This window comes from Shewanella waksmanii (assembly GCF_043643685.1).
In the GTDB taxonomy this organism is placed as follows: Bacteria; Pseudomonadota; Gammaproteobacteria; order Enterobacterales; family Shewanellaceae; genus Shewanella; species Shewanella waksmanii_A.
The window spans coordinates 169,584-191,178 of record NZ_JBHZSN010000007.1 but is presented as its reverse complement, the minus strand read 5'-3'; the positions used below and the strand labels follow the sequence as shown (position 1 = coordinate 191,178).

Below are 21,595 nucleotides of genomic sequence, written 5' to 3'. Positions count from 1 at the left end.
CAGTTGCCAGCCATTATTAATCCTAAAGAAGCTGAGGAATTACAAGACAGTTGCCAGCCATTATTAATCAAAAACATAGCAGGATTAACGCGCACTTCTCAAGGGCTAACTTGATTTATACTTTCAATTGCAGCCCTTAGCAGAAATTCATACGAGAATTCAGCCAAAAATGAAGAAATAGGCACTAATGGCTGTTTTCAGCACAAGGGATATTAACTCTGCTAAAGAAGCTGAGGAATTAGAAAAGATATGAACGTTTGAATTTAGTTTGCAGGCATAAACTGGCAACTACTTGAGAAATGCCGCCTTCGCTTGTCTAGATGTTCACAGTAATGGCTAAACTCTTCTAATGTGCCTACAGCGCCATGAAAAAGTTGTCCAAAATCTGTGACGATTTTAATCCAATTAGCTGAGGGTATATTTAACCTGCTCAGTATGTCACAAGCCTGTGAATCAATTGCGCCACGTTTATCGTCTCGAATCACCCTGCCTGTTTCATCGATCAGTACAAGATAGTCTTGCAGTGAGAAAGCGATACCTTTGGGTTGGTTAGTGCGCTCATTACCAATAAAGGGTAAAAGAGGTTTAGGCTGCTCTCCCGTGAGCGCTGCTTTTACTCTGAGTTTGATACTCGTAAAGTCCGACTTTTCTGGCGTACTCGCTATTTTAGCGCGTATAGGATTAAGCTCTACATAGGCCATACAGGCCAACACCGCAGCTTCATCAAGCAATGCTTGTGATTTAAACCGCCCTTCCCAGAAGTGCCCTGTGCAGTTGTCTTCTAGATTAGCTTGTCTTGCAATAGGCTCGTTTAAGCAACGCATAAACCAGCTTATATCGCAAAGGCGCGAGCGATACGTCGCTATCAAGTGTTTAAGCTGAGCAACTGCGTACTCTTCAATCACTTCACCTTTGGCAAATTTTTGTGTTAATCCAGTTCCTTTAAACAGTTTATGCCATTGCAGTACCACATCTCTATCTGACCAAGCATTAACCTGTTCAACATCAATATGTAGGACGACATGAAGATGGTTGCTCATCACTGAATAAGCCGCCACATCAATGGCAAACACTTCGGTAAGTTTTAAGATTTGAGCCTCTACCCAACCACGGCGGTGGTCATAATTGTTGCCAGTGTATTTATCATCACCACATAAGAAGGCGCGTCTTACAACGCGACTACAGCAATGATAGTAAGCAGTGTCTTCGAGACTAATGAGGGTTCGTCTAGGCCTTGGCATGCAACCTCCTTGTTATATGCGCAAATCAAGCATAGTCGGAGGTTATCATTTACGCCATTAACTATGGGTGTCTATATGTTTTAATAACCTGATGGTAATATTCATCTTGGTTGTTATTTGCTATTTTTTCCAATCCATAGATAGCACCAATTCGTCTTTCGATACTATGATTTCCATTTTCAATAGCTCCAAGTAGCTCAATGCACTTCATGTATAAATCCGAGACGTGATTTGCTTCAGATATTTTGATTTGAATGTTAGCAGTTTGAACTTGCTTATTGGCAATCTTAGTTCGCCAGACTATGAACGGAAAGCCTACTGCAGCAATTAAAATCAAGCCTATATTCCGAATTGCTTCATGGTTTAAAAGTAGTTCATTTATTAAGTTCATTTAAAGTAACTACTCCTTTCTGATTCTTGTGAAAATATATTAAAACATTGCCACACTAATTTAGTGTTATAACGCCTTGCTAAGCGGATAAAAATGGTTGGCTAAAATCGCGTAGCGATGGCCAACTGTTTTTATTCCGTTTAAGCAACTTGTTATGCGCTCTCTACGCAATCATTTCTAACTGCATGTTTTTCCAATCAAACTCATTACAATGCTCTTGAATATCGATTAAAAAACGACTTGCATTACTGCCCCTTTCTTTATTATAAGAAATGAATAGACTCTCCTGTGCTCTTGTCATTGCCACATAAAGTCTAGATGCATCTCTTGCTATATCATAATCTTGTGAATACTTATGAGGCATAACCCCTTCGACTACACCAACTATAAATACGTGCTGAAATTCGTGACCTTTAGCCGACTCAATCGTACTAATAGCAACACTATCAGTATAATCAATACTAACCGTCTGCTTAAGCTCATTGCTTTTGATTGAGTCTTCTTTTAATTTTTTAGCGATCCCGTCTCTTACTTTTCGATTTAACCCAATAACACAGATTTCAGGATATAATTCGGTACTTTCAATGTCCTGAAACTCTCTAATTAATTCATTTACCTTATTACAAGCAAAATTTATTTCATCTTCAATATTTTTACATTTAATGATAAAGGGCTTCTCACTAACTTTTGTAGGAAAGTCTGGTTTAGTTGGCTTAGCAATATTATCCTCATCAACATCAGCAAATTCATATTTTTCAATTAATGCATATGATGCAGACATGATTTCTTTAGAGTTTCGGTAGTTTTTCTTCAGAACAAAACTTCTATTAGAAACATTAACTCCACAGTTTTTTAGGACAAATCCTTTATTGTAAATAGTTTGTGCTCCATCACCAACAAGGAATAAGCCATCATTTATACTTGAAATCGTATTTTCAGAGGACTCCCTTAACCCTCCTATCATTGAAACTTCAAGTTGAGATAAATCTTGTACTTCATCAACAAGAATGCACCTATAAGGGGCATAGTTCACTCGTTTTGACTCCAACTTTTCTAAATCTACACTTGCCCAGCCGAAACTATCTAAAGACTCTTTGCATCCCTTGATTAATGAGTTTGCTGCAGCTACTGTACCCTCATAATCAATTTTAAAAATCTCTTTTAGCTGGGATACTTTGTATTTCGCAGCATCTAGAAATACGTTTCTTCCTTCTGCACTTAAACGTATTTTTCGTCCATGCCTTTTAAAAGATTTGACATCTAAATACTCATTGAACTCTGAATATTGAAGTCTACTTCTGATAAAGTAGACTTCTTCTTCTACAAACTTTTTTAGTGCCTGATGGTCTAATTTTCCTAGTCTTGCAGACTTAAAATTTTGGTGAGTTTTTACAAAATCCAATACTTTTAAGTCAATTTCATGAATTAAATCACCACTATTCAGTTGACGGTAAGCTGATTCACCTTTGGGGTGTAGTTCTTTAGTTATTGTTTGGGCAAGGCTTTGTATTGTTGAAGTTTCAATTAGGGAGCCTTCTACTCCGCATAGCTCTTTTATTAAAGAGTCCAGTAACTTTCTCATGCTTTCAGTTAATGTTACTAATAAAATGGGTTTTCTGTATTTTTTAGCAAGATACCTAGCACGATGTAGCATAACGCAGGTTTTTCCACTACCAGATACTCCTCGCAGTCTAGCAGGGCCTTTAAAGTCTTTTATTGCTATTTCTTTTTGTTCTGGATGTAGAAATAACAACCAATCAGCCCAAGTCGCATTTTCTGGAAGTTTACTGACTTCATCCCAAGTTACAAAGACTTCACTATTTTGAGGTTGATCAATAATTAAAGATAATTCCTCACCTTGAGTTACACTAGCAATACCAATCTCAAATAGAACCCTATTAGATAATTCTTTTAGCTCAGATTGATGGGAATGCGTAAATAAGTCATCAAACAAAATAGCGGAATCTGTATCTGAAATACCTTCAATATGCTCTAGAATGCTATTTGGATCACATTCCCAAGACTCTGCGTTTATTGACATAGCATATGTTTTTAGGTCTTCAGCAATACCTAACAAATCCCAGTCTTTTATCGTTAAATGTCTCAATAAAGGCAAGTCTCTGAGAGATTCAGCTGAATCAACTTCTGGATTTACAATTTTTGTTTTTTCAGGATCCTTTTCTGATATTTGGACATAATCTAATGATTGGTCTTTATTGTTTTTTATCCATTTATAGTCTTTATGATTATCAAGCCACTCTTGAGTATCATCATGATCACCAGCAAAAAGAAAAGCTCGCGTTTTCAAGTTTTCTTCTACAAGCTGTACAACTAATCGATACCCACCACCAAGATCATATTTTTCAACATTATCTAATCTTGTTTCACCGTTCTTGGTTCTATTAATCGAAGTTATTGCGCCTTCTGTAGCCGCTTCACTTTGAGCTGCTCTTACTTTAACGGTTGCATCTTTGCCTTTTTTTCCATGTTTTAATAATTTTCTAAAACATTTATTAAGGGCTTTAGTTTGTACTACCTTATACATTTAGGGGATCCTTAAATGGTTAAATTTATGATGATGGCGCATAACGACCTAGCTCACGAGCCGTAGGTCTCGTGTAGCAGCTTGTTCTTTAATTCGGAGAGAGAAGGTTGAAGCAACTCTATCCATGAGTATTTTTCCATGCCCTTAGGGCTTAAATGAGGCCACCCTGCGGCGTGAGGGAAGCATCGCCTCTTTACTTGAAGTCAATTGCAGGTCTCTTTAAAAGCTTCGCTTTACGAGCCTTGGCAAGTGCCTTCAAGCTACCATAGAAAAGGCGTTTCTTCCATCGCGTTTGGCTCTATCTATTCCTTAGGCTAGACTAAATTATCACTTCTATTTTGCCTAAAATCGTCTACCGCAGGTCAAGAACAGCGTATTACCGCGAATTCCTCGTAACATCCAAACCGGACATCACCTCGAACCGTCGTTCACGCTTAGTTTATTTTAATAATATTAGCAACTTAACAGAGATGGTTACCTACCGCAATCACCCTTTCGTGTGGATATAAACGAGACTTTACCTATTTGCACATCAACCCTTCTCGTTATGCAAACCCACCATAAACTCAAAGCACTGATTATTATAAATAATCGATAGTTTCACCTATGAAACCGAGCGTTTTTGCAAATGACATAACGGGAAGCAAACTTGCCAAAATCTATGCTCCTCACCATAACTGTATATATATACAGCTATAGCTTGTTAATTATGTCTAAAACTAAAATCTGGAGTTAACATGGGAAAATCACCTTTTATCGAATCAATACGAGCAGAATTACGAACACGTCGCTACAGCCTGCAGACAGAAAAATCCTATCTCTATTGGATTAAAGCGTTTATCTACTTCAATGACAAACGACACCCCCAGTCAATGGGCAATATTGAAATTGAACGCTTTTTAAATCATTTGGCAGTGAATAGACAAGTCAGTGCAGCAACACAAAACCAGGCGCTTTGTGCTTTTATCCGTGTTTATCGCTATGTCATTAATCAATAAATTACCGAATTATCCTAGCCCAATAGAACGATAGCTGAGTGGCAATGCTTAGCCATAATAAGCTGTACCCAATTGCTGATAGGCGCAGTAGCATCTTATGTTTTCTATTCAACATAGCAGTATAGCTCTGTACGTTTTAGCTCTCATTCCCTATTCCCTGTTCCCTGTTTATTGTTCTCTGTTTTCTGCTCTCCTTTCTCAGTTCTCAGGTCCCAGTTCTCAGGTCCCAATGCCAGTCGACAGGCGTAACCACCATTATTCTGACTACTTTTGCACCAAATTCATGCGTTTCATGGGTAAAACAATGAGTTTTTCTCATTTTGTGCAGTTTTTGCCATAAAAGGGTTGAAATCATAAGTGATTTAAATATGATGAAATTCTGAACATCTTCAGATGAACTCCGCCTTACAGGGCGATAAATGCGATGTGATGAGTTCTACGTGCTTGAATTACCGTTCAAGCGAAATTTTTAATAGCGATTACCGTCGCTGTAGCAAGATACTGCATACCGTAGCGGTAACTTATTGAGGGATGAAAAATGGAGCAGTTATCCGGCGCCAGCATGATCGTTCGATCATTAATCGATGAAGGCGTAAAACATATTTTCGGCTACCCAGGTGGCTCTGTCCTAGATATCTATGATGCACTACATGAAAAGTCAGATATCGAACATATTCTAGTTCGTCACGAACAAGCCGCAGTGCACATGGCAGATGGCTACGCCCGCGCCACAGGCGATGTGGGTGTCGTACTCGTCACTTCCGGTCCTGGTGCAACCAATGCCATTACCGGGATTGCCACTGCCTATATGGATTCTATTCCTATGGTGGTGTTATCAGGCCAAGTCCCCAGTAATCTCATTGGTAATGATGCCTTCCAAGAATGTGACATGATTGGTATCTCTCGTCCTGTGGTCAAACACAGCTTTTTAGTGACCGATGCCAAAGATATTCCAGCCATTATTAAAAAGGCGTTTTATATCGCTGCCAGTGGCCGCCCAGGTCCAGTGGTGGTCGATATTCCAAAAGATTGTTTGAACCCGCAAATATTGCATGATTATCAATACCCAGAAGATATTCAGATGCGCTCTTATAACCCGACTACCACGGGTCATAAAGGCCAAATCCGCCGCGGCCTTCAAGCGCTATTAAACGCCAAGAAGCCTGTATTGTATGTTGGTGGCGGCGCGGTGATTTCTGGCTGCGATAAACAAATTTTAACCCTGTCAGAAAGACTGGGGATTCCGGTGGTGAGTACCTTAATGGGATTAGGTGCCTTTCCTGGTACCCACGCCAATAGCGTTGGCATGCTAGGTATGCATGGCTGTTACGAAGCAAACATGTCGATGCACAATGCCGATCTCATTTTCGGTATTGGGGTACGATTTGATGACCGCACCACCAACAACGTCGAGAAATATTGCCCTAACGCTAAAATTTTGCATATTGATATCGACCCATCGTCGATTTCAAAAACTATCAAGGTTGATATCCCCATTGTTGGCTCTGCAGAAAATATTCTTGACAGTATGCTCGCCATTCTTGATGGCGACGACAGCCTTACCAATGATGTGGCTGCCAATGAATATTGGTGGAGCGAAATCAATCAGTGGCGTGCCCGTAAGAGCCTAGCTTATGACACCAGTGGTGACAGAATTAAACCACAACAAGTGATTGAAACATTACATAAATTGACCAATGGTGATGCCTATGTGTCATCAGATGTGGGCCAACATCAAATGTTTGCAGCACTTTACTATCCCTTTAATAAGCCACGCCGTTGGATTAACTCTGGTGGCCTAGGCACCATGGGATTTGGCCTCCCTGCAGCCATGGGCGTGAAAATGGCTATGCCCGATGAGACCGTCGTGTGTGTCACCGGTGACGGCTCTATTCAGATGAATATTCAAGAGCTATCTACCGCGCTGCAATATGATACGCCGGTTAAAATCATCAATTTGAACAACCGCTTCTTAGGGATGGTGAAACAGTGGCAAGATATGATCTATTCTGGCCGCCATTCCCACTCCTACATGGACTCTGTACCTAATTTTGCCAAAATTGCAGAAGCTTACGGCCATGTAGGTATGACCATTAGCGATCCAGCAGAACTGGAAGCTGGCCTTGAAAAAGCCTTATCAATGAAAGACAAACTGGTGTTTGTTGATATTAGTGTTGATGAAACTGAGCACGTTTACCCAATGCAGATCCGCGGCGGAGCAATGAACGAAATGTGGCTAAGCAAAACGGAGAAAAGCTAATGCGTCGTATTTTATCTGTATTACTTGAAAACCAGCCTGGTGCCCTATCGCGCGTTGTCGGTCTTTTTTCTCAGCGTGGCTACAACATTGAAAGCCTGACCGTAGCGCCCACTGATGATGCGACTTTATCGCGATTAAACATCACCCTTGAGGCTGATGAAGCGGTACTTGAGCAAATTGAAAAGCAGCTTCATAAGCTAATTGATATTCTCAAAGTGGCTAACATTACTGAATCAAGTCACATAGAACGTGAAATTGCGTTGGTTAAAGTCAAAGCAAAAGGTGCTGCCCGGGAAGAAGTTAAACGCACAACCGATATTTTCCGTGGCCAAATTGTTGATGTCACCAGCGAGCTCTATACCATTCAGCTTACTGGGACCACAGACAAGCTTGATGCCTGTATCGCGGCGCTAGCAGAGATGACTAAAGTCATTGAAGTGTCACGCTCAGGGGTTGTGGGTTTATGCCGCGGTGAAAAATCAATGCGCGCATAATCGCTGTTACAAGATCTAAAAAAGGGAGCCTAGGCTCCCTTTTTACTTTTCACTTTAGTACGTTAATCAGTTGATGGTCAGTAATAGGTCCAGGGATCACTACCGTCAATCTGGCTAATTTAATTAGCTTCTAGCACACGTGAAGTGCCGATTTCAATTTTGCGTGGTTTTAATGCTTCGGGGATCTCACGCTGTAAATCGATATCAAGTAAGCCGTTTTCAAGGCTTGCACCAATAACAGTGACATAGTCAGCGAGCTGGAAAGTACGCTCAAATCCGCGCTCTGCAATACCTTGGTATAGGTATTTACGCTCTTTGTCTTGTTCAGCCTTAGTGCCTTTTACCACCAACCTTTCGCCTTCGCTGGTGATATCTAATTCGTCCATCGTAAAGCCTGCCACAGCCATAGTAATACGGTAGCGGTTTTCGCTAAGCAGTTCGATGTTATAAGGTGGGTAGCCTGAGTTGCCTTTATTTGACGCGGCATGTTCAGCAAGTTGAGCCAAACGGTCAAATCCAATGGCGCTACGGTATAGTGGAGTTAGATCATAATTACGCATAGGTATATCCTCACAATTAAGCAATATATTGAGTTGGCCAAATTGATGTCAGTGCATCGTTTTGCGCCGTTAACATTACAAACAGTTAAGCCCCGCAGGCACCTAACATTTTGTTTGCCATGAAGCCTCATTGAGCGCTTCATAATCACTATATGTAGACGGTGGAATTTGTTTTCAAGGATAAATTAAAAATAATTGCAAAAATATTTTTAAGATATTGAAATTAATTAATTTAATTTTTAAAGGATATGAGATTGTTATTTCAAAGAACAAAAAAGGCAGCCAATAACGGCTGCCTTTTTTCATACAATAATCACTAAATTATAGTTTACACGCTGAGCTGCTATTACTGTTTAAGAACTGAATATCACCCGTTACAGGCTCAAAATCAGCGGTGTTAATTGCACCACGATCTTTAATAAAGGTGTACATAACTTCTGCATCAACATAACCAGTCATCACGGGATCTAATACAGGGTAGCCATCACCACCTGCTGCGTTATAACTTGGTACAGTGAAGGTGTAAGTAGCGCTAGCATCAAAACCTTTACCGTTAATGTCATTAATGGTGACCGTCTTAGCTTCACAGTCTACATCCATTTTGATGCCCGCAAGTTGCGGGTATGCGCCAGAACCGGTTTCACCTACATCAACCGTTGCGACCACATTCATGTACTCAACAATATCTGCACCAGTTAATGTGCTAAGTGTGATTGAGTTGCCAAATGGCTGCACGGTTAGTACATCTTTATAGGTAATGTCACCAGTCTCAATCGAGTCGCGAACACCACCAGAGTTCATCACAGCAAAATCTGCGTCGACTTTAGTACGCTGCGCCTGCGCAATTAGCTGACCTAAGTTAGTTTGTTGATTACGTACAACTTCGCGATCACCTTCTAACTTGCCATCAGTGCTACCAATCACTTCACCAAGTTCTTCCTGACCTTTGTCTTGGTATTGCTGCATGATCTCAAGCACTGTTGCATCAGGAGTAATGGCTTCGCCAATCAGGACACGCTCACCATCTTCATTTTTCTTCTTCAAGTTAACAGGAATAAGCTGATAACTTGCTAGGTGAAGTGCACCGTTAAAGTACTCAAAGTCGGCCTGACCAACGTACTTGCCCCATTCATGCGCTTGCATGATGTAAGTACCATTTTGTACATCAGGTTTACACTCTCCACCGGCTTCATAAGCTGGATCGTACTCATCACCTTCCATACAAACTGGGTTTTGTGAGTGACCACCAATGACTGCAGCAAGATCGCCTTCAGTCATCGCACGGGCTAGCGCAACATCACCTGGTGCATTATTACCATGGGCACCATTTGCATAGTGACCCATATGGGTAGTCGCAAAGATAAGGTCGGCTTCATCAGCAGCTTTGATATCTTTTATAACTTGCTTTAGCTCTTCCTTAGGATCGGTAAATTCTAGGCCGCCAATATACTCAGGGTTGGCAATTTTTGCAGTATCTTCTGTCGTTAGACCAACAACAGCAATACGCAGACCATTGACGTTAAACACTTTATAAGCATCAAAATAGCGCTCGCCAGTCTCTTTGTTATAAATGTTTGCCGCAAGCATAGGGAAATTAGCTAGCTCACGCTGCATATCAACAACGGACAGTGGATTGTCAAACTCATGGTTACCGACAGCCATCGCGTCATAGCCAATTAAGTTCATACCCACAAAATCTGGGCGAGCATCTTGCAGATCAGACTCTGGTACACCGGTATTAATATCACCACCAGATAATAGAATACTTTCACCGCCTTCTGACTCCACTTCAGCGCGGATCTGGTCAATCAGCGTTTTACGCGCTGCCATGCCATATTCGCCGTATTTGTTTTCAAAGAAACGGCCATGGTTATCATTGGTATGCAATACCGTGAACTTAGTACAAGCTTCACCGGCTTCTGCACATGTTGTTGGCGTGTTGTTGTCATCATCACTGCTATTACAACCAGCCAGTGCGGCAAGCACTGCAGTTGCAAGTAATCCTTTAACTAGCTTATTCGTCATTACATCAACCCCTGTATTTTTTATAAAAATATCTTTAATTGGTAACTCTTGATTATCTACAAAAACAAACACACTGTTTTCATGGCCAACATCTTAACAAAGATTAGCCAACGTTTGTGTCATTTTTATGAATTTGTGTGACATTAATGTTTTGTTTATTAATCACTTGCGTGACTTTTTGTTTGTATATTAAAACAGGGGCTAACAGGGGCACAGTGCGAAAGTATGAGGCCTAGTAACCACAAAAAACTCATCTTGTTGGTTTATAACTAAATAACCAACGTCATTGTTACAGGGAGATCATCCGCATTAGCGAACAAGGTGAAGGGGTCAATCAGAAAAAACTGATATAATATTTACAAAAAAAATGACAACAACATGAAGGATGAGCACATTCACACCGCTAAAGCGTAAGCACTTTGTTTGATGTCAATAAAGAAGGGCAACCTAAGTTGCCCTTCTTTCATTTAACACTTAGGTCAACCTATTGTGCATCACCAGCACAACTCTTCACCTCAGCACCACCTTTAAAGAAGCGCAGTTGACCTGCCACAGGCTCATAGTCACTTGCGGTAATATTTGGGTTAGCCACAAAGTACTCTCTGAACACTGCCGCGTCACTTAATTGTGTGTCAATATAGTTAGGGTGTTGGTTGATAATAGGATAGTCATCACCACCTGCTGCACTGAAATGAATTAACGAGAAGGTGTAATTTTGTTGCTCATCGAAAGCACGTCCACCTAAGCTTGCAATCTCAACGCTGCCGGCATCACAGTTAACATCCATCTCTACACGGTTAAGTTGTGGATATCCACCACCGGTTTTAACCGCAATCGCTGCGAGGTAGTCTTGTACTTCGCTACCAGTCATGGTTACGTAAGAGACAAAGTTACCAAATGGCTGCACGGTCAACACATCACGGTATGATATGTCACCCGCTTCAATAGATGCACGAATACCACCTGAGTTCATCACCCCAAAATCAGCGGTAACATTGAAGTTGTCAGTCACAAACTCAGAATAAGCGGTTGTTAGCAAATTACCTAAGTTAGTTTGCTGGGCGCGAACGATTTCACGATCGCCTTCCAACTTACCGTCGGTGTGAGAGATAACCACATCTAGCAGTTCTTGACCGCGCTCTTGATAAGGCAACAGCATGTCGTAAACGCCTTGATGCTTCTCAATCTCTTCAGTGATGAAAACTAAATCACCATTTTCATCTTCTTCTTTAAGGTTGATCGGGATGAGCTTGTAACTCGCTAAAGTTAGCTCGCCATCAATATATTCAAAGTCTGCACGACCTACATATTTACCCCACTCATGAGCTTGCATAATGTAGGTGCCGTTTTGCTGATCTGGCTTACACTCATCACCTGGAGCAAAGTCTGCGTAGTCACCACCTTCCATACACACTGGGTTTTGTGAATGACCGCCGATAATGGCTTGCAAACGTCCTTCTTCCACAGATCGCGCTAACATCACATCGCCAGGCGCTTCAGTGCCATGGTTTCCGTCAGCATAGTGACCCATATGTGTCACAGCAAAGACCATGTCGACCGTTTCATTAGCTTCAATCTCAGCCAACACCTTTGGTAACTCTTCTTGTGGGTCAGTAAACTCTAGTGACTCAACGTTTTCAGGGTTAACAATTTTTGGGGTATCAACGGTGGTAAAGCCGATGATAGCAATCTTGATACCATTGACTTCAAATACACGGTACGGCTCAAAGTAACGGCTTTCAGTATTCTTGTCATAGATGTTTGCCGCAAGCATTGGGAAGTTAGCTAAGGTCGCTTGCATATGCAGCGTGCTCAACGGGTTATCAAATTCATGGTTACCCACAGCCATCGCATCGTAACCAAGCAGGTTCATCCCGACGAAATCAGGGATGGCGTCTTGCATATCAGACTCAGGCACGCCGGTATTAATATCACCACCCGACAGTAAAATGGTCTCGCCACCTGCACGCTCCACTTCATCGCGGATCTGATCAATAACGGTCTTACGTGCCGCCATGCCATATTCGCCATTGCTGTTTTCCCAAAAACGGCCATGGTTATCATTAGTATGGATAACAGTAAAACCGGTACAGTTATCGGCACCACTTAAACAGCCTGTGTAGTTTTTATCATCATCACTGCTATTACAGCCGGCAAGTACAGCTAGCACTGCGGTCGCCAAGGCACCTTTTATGAATTTGTTCTGCATATCATCAACCCCTTTTATTATTTGTTTCCTGCTCGGTAGGTCGAGCTTAAGGAGCGCAGACTATAATCAATGTTTATGACAAAAGCAGACATACCCGTTCATCTAAACAGCACAAAAAGGTGCAAAATTAACATCTTAGATACAGGTTTATTGGTAAAAACAGAACAGGCCTTAAACTAGATAGAACGCGGCCACGTCAATTTGTAGAGACACAAGGTTGATTTGAAGCTTTTTAATTGAAATTACAGCGTGTTATGGGATGCAGCAATATGACAAATGCTTGACAGTGTTAAAAACAATTTATTTTGCAACACTTTGTATCAAGCATTTGTTTTTTAACATTGTTTTTAACTATGATACACGTTTAATCAACCATTGGCTGATGTCACGAATTTGCTCAGGTACAACACTATGGCCCATTGGATATTGCTGCCACTCAGTGTTATAACCTGCCGCTTTTAATGCATCAAAAGCCATTTTACCTGCCACAAAAGGCACCACATCATCTTGTTCGCCATGGTGCTGTAATAAAGGCGTAGCCTTATTGCTAGCGTGTAAACTTTCAGGCAGCGCTTCTCCCGTTGCTAGATAGCATGACATGGCTAAAATACCAGCAAGGGGTTGCTCATAACGCAAGCCTGTAAATAAACTCATCACCCCACCTTGGCTAAAGCCAGCCAAGACTATTTTGTTACAGGGGATCCCGGCGGCGATTTGCTCATCGATAAGTGCACGCACTAATTTTTCAGATTCAAGTACATCGGGCATATAAGCACGATTGCCGATATCCATACCCTTAATGTCATACCAAGATCGCATAATATAACCTTGGTTAATGGTTACCGCTTGCTCCGGTGCATGGGGAAATATAAACCGCACTCCAAGCTGCTCAGGGATGGTTAATGCTGGAACGATTGGCGCAAAACCTGCGCCCGAATCACCTAATCCATGCAGCCATATAACACAGGCTTTGGCGGTGGACTCTGGTTCGATGGTAATACGCTCCAATTTACTGCCAGTCATACTCTCTCCATTGAGGTCTCGTTAAAATTACAATAAACATGGTTGTCTGAATTAATCGCGATAAACGTCACAGCCCCAAGGCATACGCTATTCAATAGCTAATGCTTGCTTGATCTGCTGTAACTGCTCTAGATTATCTAATGCAATAGTCCAACGCGCAGCACCGGCATCTGCAATCAATAACAAGGCATCATCAATGGCCTTCACATCCTCTGCCATAGCAAATAAGGTCACATTGACGCTTTTCAATCGAATTTGAATCTCAAAAGCAGAGGTAATAATTTTGCCGTTTGAAAACTCAACAACCATGTTGTCTCCCATAAAAAAACGCTCACTCTTAATCCATAAGAGCAGCGCTTTTTATTCTTATTTGAGATTAGTGCTGATGACCGCCCACGCCATGAGCATGCCCATGAGCAATCTCTTCATCGGTTGCATCACGTACGCCAATCACTTTCAAATCAAATGTTAATTCACGACCTGCCAATGGATGATTAATATCAATGGTCGCCATAAATTTACCGACTTTTAATACCGTCACCTGACGTTGCCCTTGCTCGGTATTAACGATGGCTCGCATACCAGGCTTCCATTTCTTTTCACCTTGTAAATGCTTAATCGGCACACGCTGTTCAGCATTTTCATTACGAATGCCATAGGTGGTTTCTGGTGCTAAGGTCACTGAGAACTCGTCGCCCTCTTCACGCCCAGTCAGTGCGTCTTCAACCCCAGGCATCATGTTGTCATTGCCATGAAGATAAGCAATCGGATCTAATCCTTCATTGGTCTCCAACACTTCACCCTGCTCATCTTTCAAGGTGTAGATAAATTGCACAACCTTGTTATCCTGAATGCTCATATACTCTCCGTATGTTTTGCTAATATCGCGTTCAATTGCGCCGCAGCTTAACAAAGCTTGCGAATAAGTTCACCTCAAAGGTCTTTTAACGATGTGTTGTAGCGCCTGGTACGATGGCTAAATGCTCGATATTGGCTAACACCTCGGGATTGGCCAAGGCCAGTTGGCACACTCCTGTGGTAATTTGATGCTTAACGGAGCAATCAACACTCCATTGGCGCAACAAGTAACCTGCTAGCGCTGCGCGGGTTTGCACCAATTTGCTACCATTTTCCATTTGATAGTCCAGTGCAATGGCTTCACCGTGGGCGAGACTTGGATGAGGAATGAGTTTAAGTTCAACCATATTCTGCCAATTGCTATCTTTATCGGCAGTTTCTGTAGCACGTGTTTTTTGTTCACAGTGCTGGATATGCTTTATCCGTGTGACCACAAAATCGGTAAAAGTTTCATGGGTACGGTCATAAGCACGCACATGCCAGCGCTGACCATTGTTTACAAGGGCATGCGGCACAATCTGACGGCGCTTTTCACCACTTGAAACCGACACATAATTCACTTCTATCGCTTGTTTGTTTTGAATAGCACGCATTAAAGCAGCAATAATCTCCGTATTTGGATGAATAAGCTGCACCGCATCAAAACACACTTCACTAGGACGCAACGGCTGAGATAAACCATCACCAAAACCTTTCGCTAAACCATGAAGAATCACTTCAGGGTCGTGATCAAACACCGCCTTAAAATGCTGGCCTCTGTGATAGCTTTTGGTTTGATGAACTAAGGTGAGATTATCTGGCGCAAGTTGCTTGTAACTTGCAAAATCGCGGGTGGCTGCGGCTAACCCAGTGGCAAATTTTTTAATCAGATCTTGGCGACTGACTTGACCAAAATACTGCAGGCTAAAGTCGATAAATGCGAGACGTTGTTTTTGTCCGTGACTAAGCGAATCAATGGCGTTCATGGGTTAAGTACATCCTCAACATGCTGTAATTGAGCTTAACTTAACCAATAAACCGCAAAGATGCAATCAAAATGATTACATCTTTGCGACAGCCTTATTTATTGAGCAACCCCGAGTGCTTTGAAGGTGGCTTCACTAGGAAACCCATCTGGTACCATACCGACACTCAATTGATACGCTTGCAAGCCTGCACGAGATTTAGTCCCAAGTACCCCATCAGGTTTACCAACATCAAAACCTAGCTCGTTAAGCTTAACTTGCAGTTGTTTGACTCGAGCACGGCGTAAGTTGTCTTGCTTAGGGGGCGCTGTCACCAGTGCAACACCGCCGTTAATACGATCAGCAAGATGACCAACGGCAATGGCGTAAAACTCTGAACGGTTCCAGCGCATAATCACGTTAAAATTGTCATAGCCTAAAAATGCCGGCCCTAAGTGCCCCGCTGGTAGATACAGTTTCGCTTGCATATCGGGGGTCGACAATGGCTTGCCATTAGCTTGTAGTACACCGCTTTCAGCCCATGTTGTCAGCGGTTTCTTGTTTGGCTGACCAACTAATTGATAGTCAAAATCCTCGGGTAAATTCACTTCACGGCCCCAACGCTCATTCCGTACCCAACCAAGGTGCTGTAAAAAATTGGCCGCTGAGGTTAACGCATCTTCGGTGCTATTCCATAAATCAACTTTGCCATCACCATCGCCGTCAATCGCATATTTAGCATATGCAGAAGGCATAAACTGCGTGTGTCCCATAGCGCCGGCCCATGAGCCAACCATATCACTGCCGTTAAAACCATTTGCTTCTTTGAGTTTCAATGCTTGCATCAACTCGCCGGTAAAATAGGTCGAACGACGAGGATCGCAGGCCAAGGTAGCAAGAGAATCTAATACAGGCATCTTACCCTTGTAGGAGCCAAAATTAGTTTCCAGTCCCCAAAATGCCATTAAATACTGCGGCGGAACACCATATTCTTTATGTAGTTGATTGAGCAGATCACGATGCTTACTTAACATCCGTCGCCCCTCAGCAACACGCCAATCAGTCACTCGCTTACTAAAATAGTTGTCGAATGTTTGGCTAAATTCGGGCTGCTTTTTATCGAGCTCAATAACACGACTGACATACTTCACATTCGCCAATGTATTGTCGATGGTATCTTGGGACAAACCTTGTGCTTTCGCGGTTACTTTTAACTTGGCGACACATTGTTGAAAATCTTCTGCAGCCATAGCAGGCGACATTAATGTGGAAAACAATACTGCTGATGCAATAGGAAACAATTTCTTCAAAACAACACTCCACGTCACATTCAATGATTAGACTTCAGCTACAAGCAGCTCCCACCCTAGCTACAGTTGCTCCCTTATCCTATATGCCATCATAGCGATAGCAAAGATTTATACTATAGCTATGGCAGTAAAAATCGCAGTTTTAAACCAAATTTCATCTAATCGGCCAATTAGTACACTTTTTATTGCGCTCGCCCCTTGGACATGTGGACGCTTACCGTATAATAGGCGCGTTAATTAACTTATTTAAGAGAAACACCATGACGGATATTCACCCAACGCTTGCACGCTTTATTGAAAATGTAAAAGAGCACCAAATAGTTTGGGGCCTTCAAGATGAAACTGGTGAAGGATGGGTGGTATGTGATTCTTCAGAGTATGAAGACACTGATGTAATGCCAATTTGGTCAACCCAAGAACAAGCTAAAGTGCATTGCAGCGATGAGTGGGCTAACTACCAGCCAGCAGCAATCCAACTTGAAGAGTTCTTGGAGTACTGGGTTGCCGATCTTCACGATGATGGCGTATTAATTGGCGCTGATTGGGTTGCCGATGAAGAGTGCTTAGAACTTGACCCTATCGTAGTGGCCAAATCGCTAGTTGATGTTGAAGCAGAATAACCACTTAGTGCTATATCGCCGCCAAGTCAGCGATCTATGCACTGTCGCTGGCAGCATGGTCTAATGTTGCCAGCAGGCCCCGCCACTATCGATGTTCCTTTTGAATACCGCCATCAGTGCTGGTTTTGCGCCGAGCCCTGTCATTGCCAATTACACTATCAAGCTGGCCAACATACTCCGCATCCCTCATTGACCGTCCCCGCCTGTAAGGAATGTTTGCGCTTAGCCAAAAAGCAACCATTGACATCTATCTGGGACTGCCAAATGGCGGTAAAAGATGAGCTTATGCGCATCTATCAAAAACATTTGGCCATAGGCGTCAATTGGACACAAGGCGAGATAGAACAAGCGGAATTTGATCCTGATTGCAAAATCTTTGGCGGCTTTCGTCAAAGTGCATGGAAAATGTATTTGATTGCAAAAGCTAGGGTCAATTTTCAAGGCTGGCCACTGAGTATCAACGGCGTGCCTTTAGATGACCATAGCTATTCGGTGAGCTTTGCCTTTGATGGTATGAACTTTACATCAATATCACAAGCCATCAGTCATTACAGCACAAGCTTAGGGTTAGATCAGGCGTTCTTACAAACATTAGTCAATAAGGTGGGCCGCGACCGGTTTGGCTACGCAGTCCGTATTGCCCGCATTAACATTGTCTCGACCCCAAAAGTCAAAAAACAGGTTATTGCCGATATTGTAAACGAGCAGTTAGCCCAGTAGTTGGCGTAATCTTTCTTGCACTACATCCACTAATAGATCTGGTTGGAACTTAGAAATAAATCGGTCACAGCCGACTTTTTCCACCATGGCATTATTAAAACTACCGCTAAGTGAGGTATTAAGCGTGATATACAACTCATTCATACGCTTATCATTACGAATTTCATGAGTGAGTTTATAGCCATCCATTTCAGGCATTTCGGCATCAGTGATTAACATCAGTATTTCATCATAAACATTGACGCCATTATCACACCACCCTTGCAATGTTTGCAGAGCCTGCAGACCGTCAGAGACTTCAAGCACTTCAATGCCCAGTGGCGCTAGGGTTTCCTTTACTTGTTTTCTCGCGGTTGAGGAGTCATCGGCTATCAGAATTTTACGCCCCATCATCTGCTGCGACAATGACTCGTCGAGCACGCCTTCAGACAAGCTGATGTCGTAACTGATGATCTCAGCAAGTACCTTCTCAACATCAATAATGGACACCAATTGGGTGGCGCCCTCATGTTCAATTTTGGTAATGGCGGTCAAATAGTTATTGGCACCGGTAGATTTTGGCGGCGGTAGAATGTCGCCCCATGTCATATTGATAATATGCTCAACTTTTCCCACCATAAAGCCTTGCACACTGCGATTATATTCAGTGATGATCAAGTTAGCGTCTTCGGCTTGGGCTTGAGCGCTAAAGCCTATGGCTTGGCGTAAATCGATAACCGGTATCGATAGGCCGCGAATATTCGCCACGCCTTTGATACTTGAATGGCTGCCAGGAAGCTCGCTAAGCGCTGGTAGCTTCACGACCTCTTTGACTTTAAAAACGTTAATGGCAAAAAGCTGGGTTGCGTTAATGCGAAATAATAACAGTTCTAGTCTGTTTTCACCCACCAATTGGGTACGCTGATCAACGGTTTCGAGTACTTTTGCCATAATAAATCTCTTTGTGAATAGTCACACGACCACGAGTTTTAGTGACACCATTATAGCCTTGTTGGTACACATTTAACCAATGAGCTAAATCAATTTCGCTAATTACATCATGATTTTTATGTTATTTCGTTGCAATTGGCGCCACTGGGATAATCCGTGAACCATGTTGGTTAACTATATCCATAATACCTAAATGCAATTCCTCAGCCACCATTTGGTAGGTTGGGAAACTGGTGGTTGCCACATACGCAAACACATTCACTTGTAAACCATGTAAACCAAAGCCTTGGAAAGTCACTCTCAATGGATCGGCTTCAATCTGCTCATGTTGCTCTAACATACTGCGAATATCTGAAGTGATAGCCTTAAGTTGCTGAGAATTAGTGATGGCATAATCAAGGCGGATATCCGCTTTAAAACGAATTTTTTCTCGCTCCGAGATATTTTCAATTTCCATTTCTGCTAACTTGGCATTAGGTACATGGATCAAGGTACGATCTAAGGTTCTAATTTGGGTGCACCTCAGCCCTATCTCCTCAACGGTTCCATTGATTTTGCCAAAACGACACAAGTTACCAACTTTAATCGGCGCCGCCGAATATAAGGTGATGGTACCGATAAAGTTCTCAATAGATTGCTTTGACGCTAACGCAATTGCCACACCGCCAATCCCCATTCCAGCAAGAATGGCGCTGGCATTAAAACCTAAATGCTCTAGCCACACCAAAACGGCAATGATAACAAAGATGATTCGTACAAAATTGGTGATCGGCCGTAGTAATGACGCCCCTTGCTGGTTATCCCGTTGTAACCAACGTTGCTTAAGGCCGGCCTGAAAAATACCCAGTGACGACCAAACCAGCCAAATCACCGCTAGCATAAGTAAAAAACCACTGTCGATAACCGCTAAGGCACCAGCGGATATCGAACTGTGGGCAATCCATGCACGGCATAGCACCACGGCGAGGAAAAATCTTAGCGGTCCCGCCACCACATAGGCAATCTCTTGCTTTAACTCATTCTGGCTTTTTAAGATAAGCCATTTACCTAACCAAGTGAGCGGAACAATCACCACAAATGCCCCAATCAGATAGCATAAGATCAACGACCATTCCCACAGGTTGATTTTAAATAACCTTCCCTCCGGAACATTATCAACAAACCACTCAACAACTGGCCCATAGCCTAATTGCTCATATAAATTTGGTACTTTAGCCACAGTGGCGTTGGAGATCTTCCAAATAGAACCATTTTTAGCTGGCACACGCTGTAATAGTAAGGTGATATGACCGCTGCTAATCGCAATACGCCCAAATGCATCGCGATAAGCTGGTAAATTATCATTTGCAACACCTTGAGGGGTGTCATTAACCTCCTCAAGTTCTATCCAAAGGTTACGATCAATAATGGCTTGAAGCTTTTTGGCGTACTCAGGACCTTTCTCTTTAGACATGCCATCTGGTAAATAGCGCAAATCTAAATACTCTGCAGCCAATTTAAAATCTTGCTCATAAGCGGCATTGGTAAACCCTGCTAAGGTGCCACGGGGGGTATCACGCTGTAACTCATCCTGATATTGGTAACGCTGATGCACGGCTAAACCAGGCTCTTCTGCGGCTTCTTGTAATGTATTTACTAAACCTTGTGGATTATTGGCCCAGGTAGGTAAAGCCAAACAACAAAGCCAAATTACCAACAATAACCCCAAATGATTGACGCGCATAATGAGTTGTATTCCCTTAACAAACTTGTGTAAATTCTAACACCTATACCAAAAAACAACAGATTATGCGGCGATTAAATTTTATCCTGTCGATAAATAATTTCCATTGACTAAATGTTAAGCAGGGTTATAATGGCGCCGATTTTTGTACTATTCACTTGAAGAAATGTGCTTCTGTTAGTTTGACCTACACTCCCTTCGTCACACTGTAAACATCGCAACACTCTCTCGTCATATTACTGTCATAACCTTATGCTTAACTGCGTGCATCAAGTGTGCACCATGGATTAGATACATTTTCTAACAATAAGTCGGCATAGGGACACTTGATTAGCAATAAAAAGCTGGGTAGGCTCAAATCGAACAACTCATCTTTCGCAACACAGTTAGCTAAGGATTATTTATTAATAAATTTCAACTACTAAGAAGTAGTTTTATCAAGAAGGAGTATGGCCAATGTCGTACAATGTAAACGGTCATGAGATCACAGTTAATTTTCCTGTAGACTCAATTTCAGTTAACAAAACATCCATTGCTTTCACAGATAGCGTGGGTAAAAACAAGCAAACATTTACTAAGCGTACCGAAGCGCTGAAATTTATGAAATGGTTGCTAAGTGGCAACAAGTAAACACTCAACAAACTAGCAAATACAGCGCCTCTCACTTGTATTTGAGTCTGTACTAGCAGACAAGGTTGGACTAACGAAAGGTTAGCAACTACTAGATATCATTTGGTTTAGGGG

The 21,595-nt window shown here is 42.2% G+C and carries 19 protein-coding genes; 6 read left to right on the top strand and 13 right to left on the bottom strand.

Features of this window, described 5'->3' with window-relative positions; translation table 11 throughout:
* Window positions 1–263: 263 nt before the first annotated feature.
* The 3 genes from ACHUFW_RS13060 to ACHUFW_RS13050 all read right to left on the bottom strand — a co-directional run bounded on the left by ACHUFW_RS13060 (window position 264) and on the right by ACHUFW_RS13050 (window position 4,177).
* A complete protein-coding gene (locus tag ACHUFW_RS13060) occupies window positions 264–1,241 on the bottom strand; it encodes a transposase (protein ID WP_394203681.1) in 978 nt (325 codons plus the stop codon).
* 61 nt (window positions 1,242–1,302) lie between these two features.
* Entirely contained in the window at window positions 1,303–1,632 is a 330-nt protein-coding gene (locus ACHUFW_RS13055) for a hypothetical protein (RefSeq protein WP_394203680.1), read from the bottom strand.
* A gap of 163 nt (window positions 1,633–1,795) precedes the next feature.
* Window positions 1,796–4,177, bottom strand: a complete 2,382-nt coding sequence (locus ACHUFW_RS13050) for a 3'-5' exonuclease (protein WP_394203678.1) — start codon at window positions 4,175–4,177, stop codon at window positions 1,796–1,798.
* Window positions 4,178–4,914: 737 nt separating this feature from the next.
* Here ACHUFW_RS13050 and ACHUFW_RS13045 point away from each other — a divergent pair.
* The 3 genes from ACHUFW_RS13045 (at window position 4,915) to ilvN (ending at window position 7,929) form a co-directional block, all read left to right on the top strand.
* Window positions 4,915–5,175, top strand: coding sequence for a phage integrase N-terminal SAM-like domain-containing protein (locus ACHUFW_RS13045; protein WP_394203676.1), 261 nt, complete (start codon window positions 4,915–4,917; stop codon window positions 5,173–5,175).
* 538 nt (window positions 5,176–5,713) lie between these two features.
* On the top strand, window positions 5,714–7,435 hold the full coding sequence (locus tag ACHUFW_RS13040) for an acetolactate synthase 3 large subunit (protein WP_394203674.1): 1,722 nt from the start codon (window positions 5,714–5,716) through the stop codon (window positions 7,433–7,435).
* Entirely contained in the window at window positions 7,435–7,929 is a 495-nt protein-coding gene (gene ilvN / locus ACHUFW_RS13035; RefSeq protein ID WP_394203738.1) for an acetolactate synthase small subunit, read from the top strand. The genes ACHUFW_RS13040 and ilvN overlap by 1 nt, the downstream gene beginning before the upstream one ends.
* Window positions 7,930–8,048: 119 nt before the next feature.
* Here ilvN and ACHUFW_RS13030 read toward each other — a convergent pair whose 3' ends face one another.
* The 8 genes from ACHUFW_RS13030 to ACHUFW_RS12995 form a co-directional block, all read right to left on the bottom strand.
* Complete coding sequence (locus tag ACHUFW_RS13030) at window positions 8,049–8,489, bottom strand: Hsp20 family protein (protein ID WP_394203672.1); 441 nt, start codon at window positions 8,487–8,489, stop codon at window positions 8,049–8,051.
* 321 nt (window positions 8,490–8,810) lie between these two features.
* Entirely contained in the window at window positions 8,811–10,514 is a 1,704-nt protein-coding gene (ushA, locus tag ACHUFW_RS13025; protein WP_394203670.1) for a bifunctional UDP-sugar hydrolase/5'-nucleotidase UshA, read from the bottom strand.
* A 484-nt stretch (window positions 10,515–10,998) separates the two neighbouring features.
* Window positions 10,999–12,723 carry a bifunctional UDP-sugar hydrolase/5'-nucleotidase UshA gene (ushA, locus tag ACHUFW_RS13020; RefSeq protein ID WP_394203668.1) on the bottom strand — a complete coding sequence of 575 codons (1,725 nt, stop codon included), beginning with the start codon at window positions 12,721–12,723 and terminating at the stop codon, window positions 10,999–11,001.
* 351 nt (window positions 12,724–13,074) lie between these two features.
* Window positions 13,075–13,746, bottom strand: a complete 672-nt coding sequence (locus tag ACHUFW_RS13015; RefSeq protein WP_394203666.1) for an alpha/beta hydrolase — start codon at window positions 13,744–13,746, stop codon at window positions 13,075–13,077.
* An 87-nt stretch (window positions 13,747–13,833) separates the two neighbouring features.
* Entirely contained in the window at window positions 13,834–14,055 is a 222-nt protein-coding gene (locus ACHUFW_RS13010; RefSeq protein ID WP_394203664.1) for a DUF3389 family protein, read from the bottom strand.
* A 67-nt stretch (window positions 14,056–14,122) separates the two neighbouring features.
* On the bottom strand, window positions 14,123–14,605 hold the full coding sequence (locus tag ACHUFW_RS13005) for an FKBP-type peptidyl-prolyl cis-trans isomerase (protein WP_394203663.1): 483 nt from the start codon (window positions 14,603–14,605) through the stop codon (window positions 14,123–14,125).
* An 85-nt stretch (window positions 14,606–14,690) separates the two neighbouring features.
* A complete protein-coding gene (locus tag ACHUFW_RS13000) occupies window positions 14,691–15,569 on the bottom strand; it encodes a WYL domain-containing protein (protein ID WP_394203661.1) in 879 nt (292 codons plus the stop codon).
* A gap of 98 nt (window positions 15,570–15,667) precedes the next feature.
* Entirely contained in the window at window positions 15,668–16,810 is a 1,143-nt protein-coding gene (locus tag ACHUFW_RS12995; protein ID WP_394203736.1) for a lytic murein transglycosylase, read from the bottom strand.
* A gap of 308 nt (window positions 16,811–17,118) precedes the next feature.
* Between ACHUFW_RS12995 and ACHUFW_RS12990 the strand changes: the two genes are divergently transcribed.
* Window positions 17,119–17,478 (top strand): DUF2750 domain-containing protein, encoded by a 360-nt coding sequence (locus tag ACHUFW_RS12990; RefSeq protein WP_394203659.1) that lies wholly within the window; start codon window positions 17,119–17,121, stop codon window positions 17,476–17,478.
* A gap of 36 nt (window positions 17,479–17,514) precedes the next feature.
* Window positions 17,515–18,198: a hypothetical protein gene (locus tag ACHUFW_RS12985; protein ID WP_394203658.1), complete on the top strand. Its 684-nt coding sequence runs from the start codon at window positions 17,515–17,517 to the stop codon at window positions 18,196–18,198.
* Here ACHUFW_RS12985 and ACHUFW_RS12980 read toward each other — a convergent pair.
* Both ACHUFW_RS12980 and ACHUFW_RS12975 read right to left on the bottom strand, forming a co-directional pair.
* Window positions 18,187–19,128, bottom strand: coding sequence for a chemotaxis protein CheV (locus tag ACHUFW_RS12980; RefSeq protein ID WP_394203656.1), 942 nt, complete (start codon window positions 19,126–19,128; stop codon window positions 18,187–18,189). The genes ACHUFW_RS12985 and ACHUFW_RS12980 overlap by 12 nt on opposite strands.
* A 121-nt stretch (window positions 19,129–19,249) precedes the next feature.
* A complete protein-coding gene (locus ACHUFW_RS12975) occupies window positions 19,250–20,851 on the bottom strand; it encodes a mechanosensitive ion channel family protein (RefSeq protein WP_394203655.1) in 1,602 nt (533 codons plus the stop codon).
* A gap of 456 nt (window positions 20,852–21,307) precedes the next feature.
* On the opposite strand from ACHUFW_RS12975, the gene ACHUFW_RS12970 reads away from it, so the two are divergent.
* A complete protein-coding gene (locus ACHUFW_RS12970) occupies window positions 21,308–21,481 on the top strand; it encodes a hypothetical protein (RefSeq protein ID WP_394203653.1) in 174 nt (57 codons plus the stop codon).
* The last annotated feature ends 114 nt before the right edge of the window (window positions 21,482–21,595 follow it).

Coding starts and splice junctions, on each gene's coding strand:
- ACHUFW_RS13015 (WP_394203666.1), bottom strand. CDS start 13,746: ATGACTGGCAGTAAATTGGAGCGTATTACCATCGAACCAGAGTCCACC.
- ACHUFW_RS12990 (WP_394203659.1), top strand. CDS start 17,119: ATGACGGATATTCACCCAACGCTTGCACGCTTTATTGAAAATGTAAAA.
- ACHUFW_RS13010 (WP_394203664.1), bottom strand. CDS start 14,055: ATGGTTGTTGAGTTTTCAAACGGCAAAATTATTACCTCTGCTTTTGAG.
- ACHUFW_RS13000 (WP_394203661.1), bottom strand. CDS start 15,569: ATGAACGCCATTGATTCGCTTAGTCACGGACAAAAACAACGTCTCGCA.
- ACHUFW_RS13040 (WP_394203674.1), top strand. CDS start 5,714: ATGGAGCAGTTATCCGGCGCCAGCATGATCGTTCGATCATTAATCGAT.
- ACHUFW_RS13045 (WP_394203676.1), top strand. CDS start 4,915: ATGGGAAAATCACCTTTTATCGAATCAATACGAGCAGAATTACGAACA.
- ACHUFW_RS13055 (WP_394203680.1), bottom strand. CDS start 1,632: ATGAACTTAATAAATGAACTACTTTTAAACCATGAAGCAATTCGGAAT.
- ACHUFW_RS12995 (WP_394203736.1), bottom strand. CDS start 16,810: ATGTCGCCTGCTATGGCTGCAGAAGATTTTCAACAATGTGTCGCCAAG.
- ACHUFW_RS12980 (WP_394203656.1), bottom strand. CDS start 19,128: ATGGCAAAAGTACTCGAAACCGTTGATCAGCGTACCCAATTGGTGGGT.
- ACHUFW_RS13005 (WP_394203663.1), bottom strand. CDS start 14,605: ATGAGCATTCAGGATAACAAGGTTGTGCAATTTATCTACACCTTGAAA.
- ACHUFW_RS13060 (WP_394203681.1), bottom strand. CDS start 1,241: ATGCCAAGGCCTAGACGAACCCTCATTAGTCTCGAAGACACTGCTTAC.
- ushA (WP_394203668.1), bottom strand. CDS start 12,723: ATGCAGAACAAATTCATAAAAGGTGCCTTGGCGACCGCAGTGCTAGCT.
- ilvN (WP_394203738.1), top strand. CDS start 7,435: ATGCGTCGTATTTTATCTGTATTACTTGAAAACCAGCCTGGTGCCCTA.
- ACHUFW_RS12975 (WP_394203655.1), bottom strand. CDS start 20,851: ATGCGCGTCAATCATTTGGGGTTATTGTTGGTAATTTGGCTTTGTTGT.
- ACHUFW_RS12985 (WP_394203658.1), top strand. CDS start 17,515: ATGCACTGTCGCTGGCAGCATGGTCTAATGTTGCCAGCAGGCCCCGCC.
- ACHUFW_RS13050 (WP_394203678.1), bottom strand. CDS start 4,177: ATGTATAAGGTAGTACAAACTAAAGCCCTTAATAAATGTTTTAGAAAA.
- ACHUFW_RS13030 (WP_394203672.1), bottom strand. CDS start 8,489: ATGCGTAATTATGATCTAACTCCACTATACCGTAGCGCCATTGGATTT.
- ushA (WP_394203670.1), bottom strand. CDS start 10,514: ATGACGAATAAGCTAGTTAAAGGATTACTTGCAACTGCAGTGCTTGCC.
- ACHUFW_RS12970 (WP_394203653.1), top strand. CDS start 21,308: ATGTCGTACAATGTAAACGGTCATGAGATCACAGTTAATTTTCCTGTA.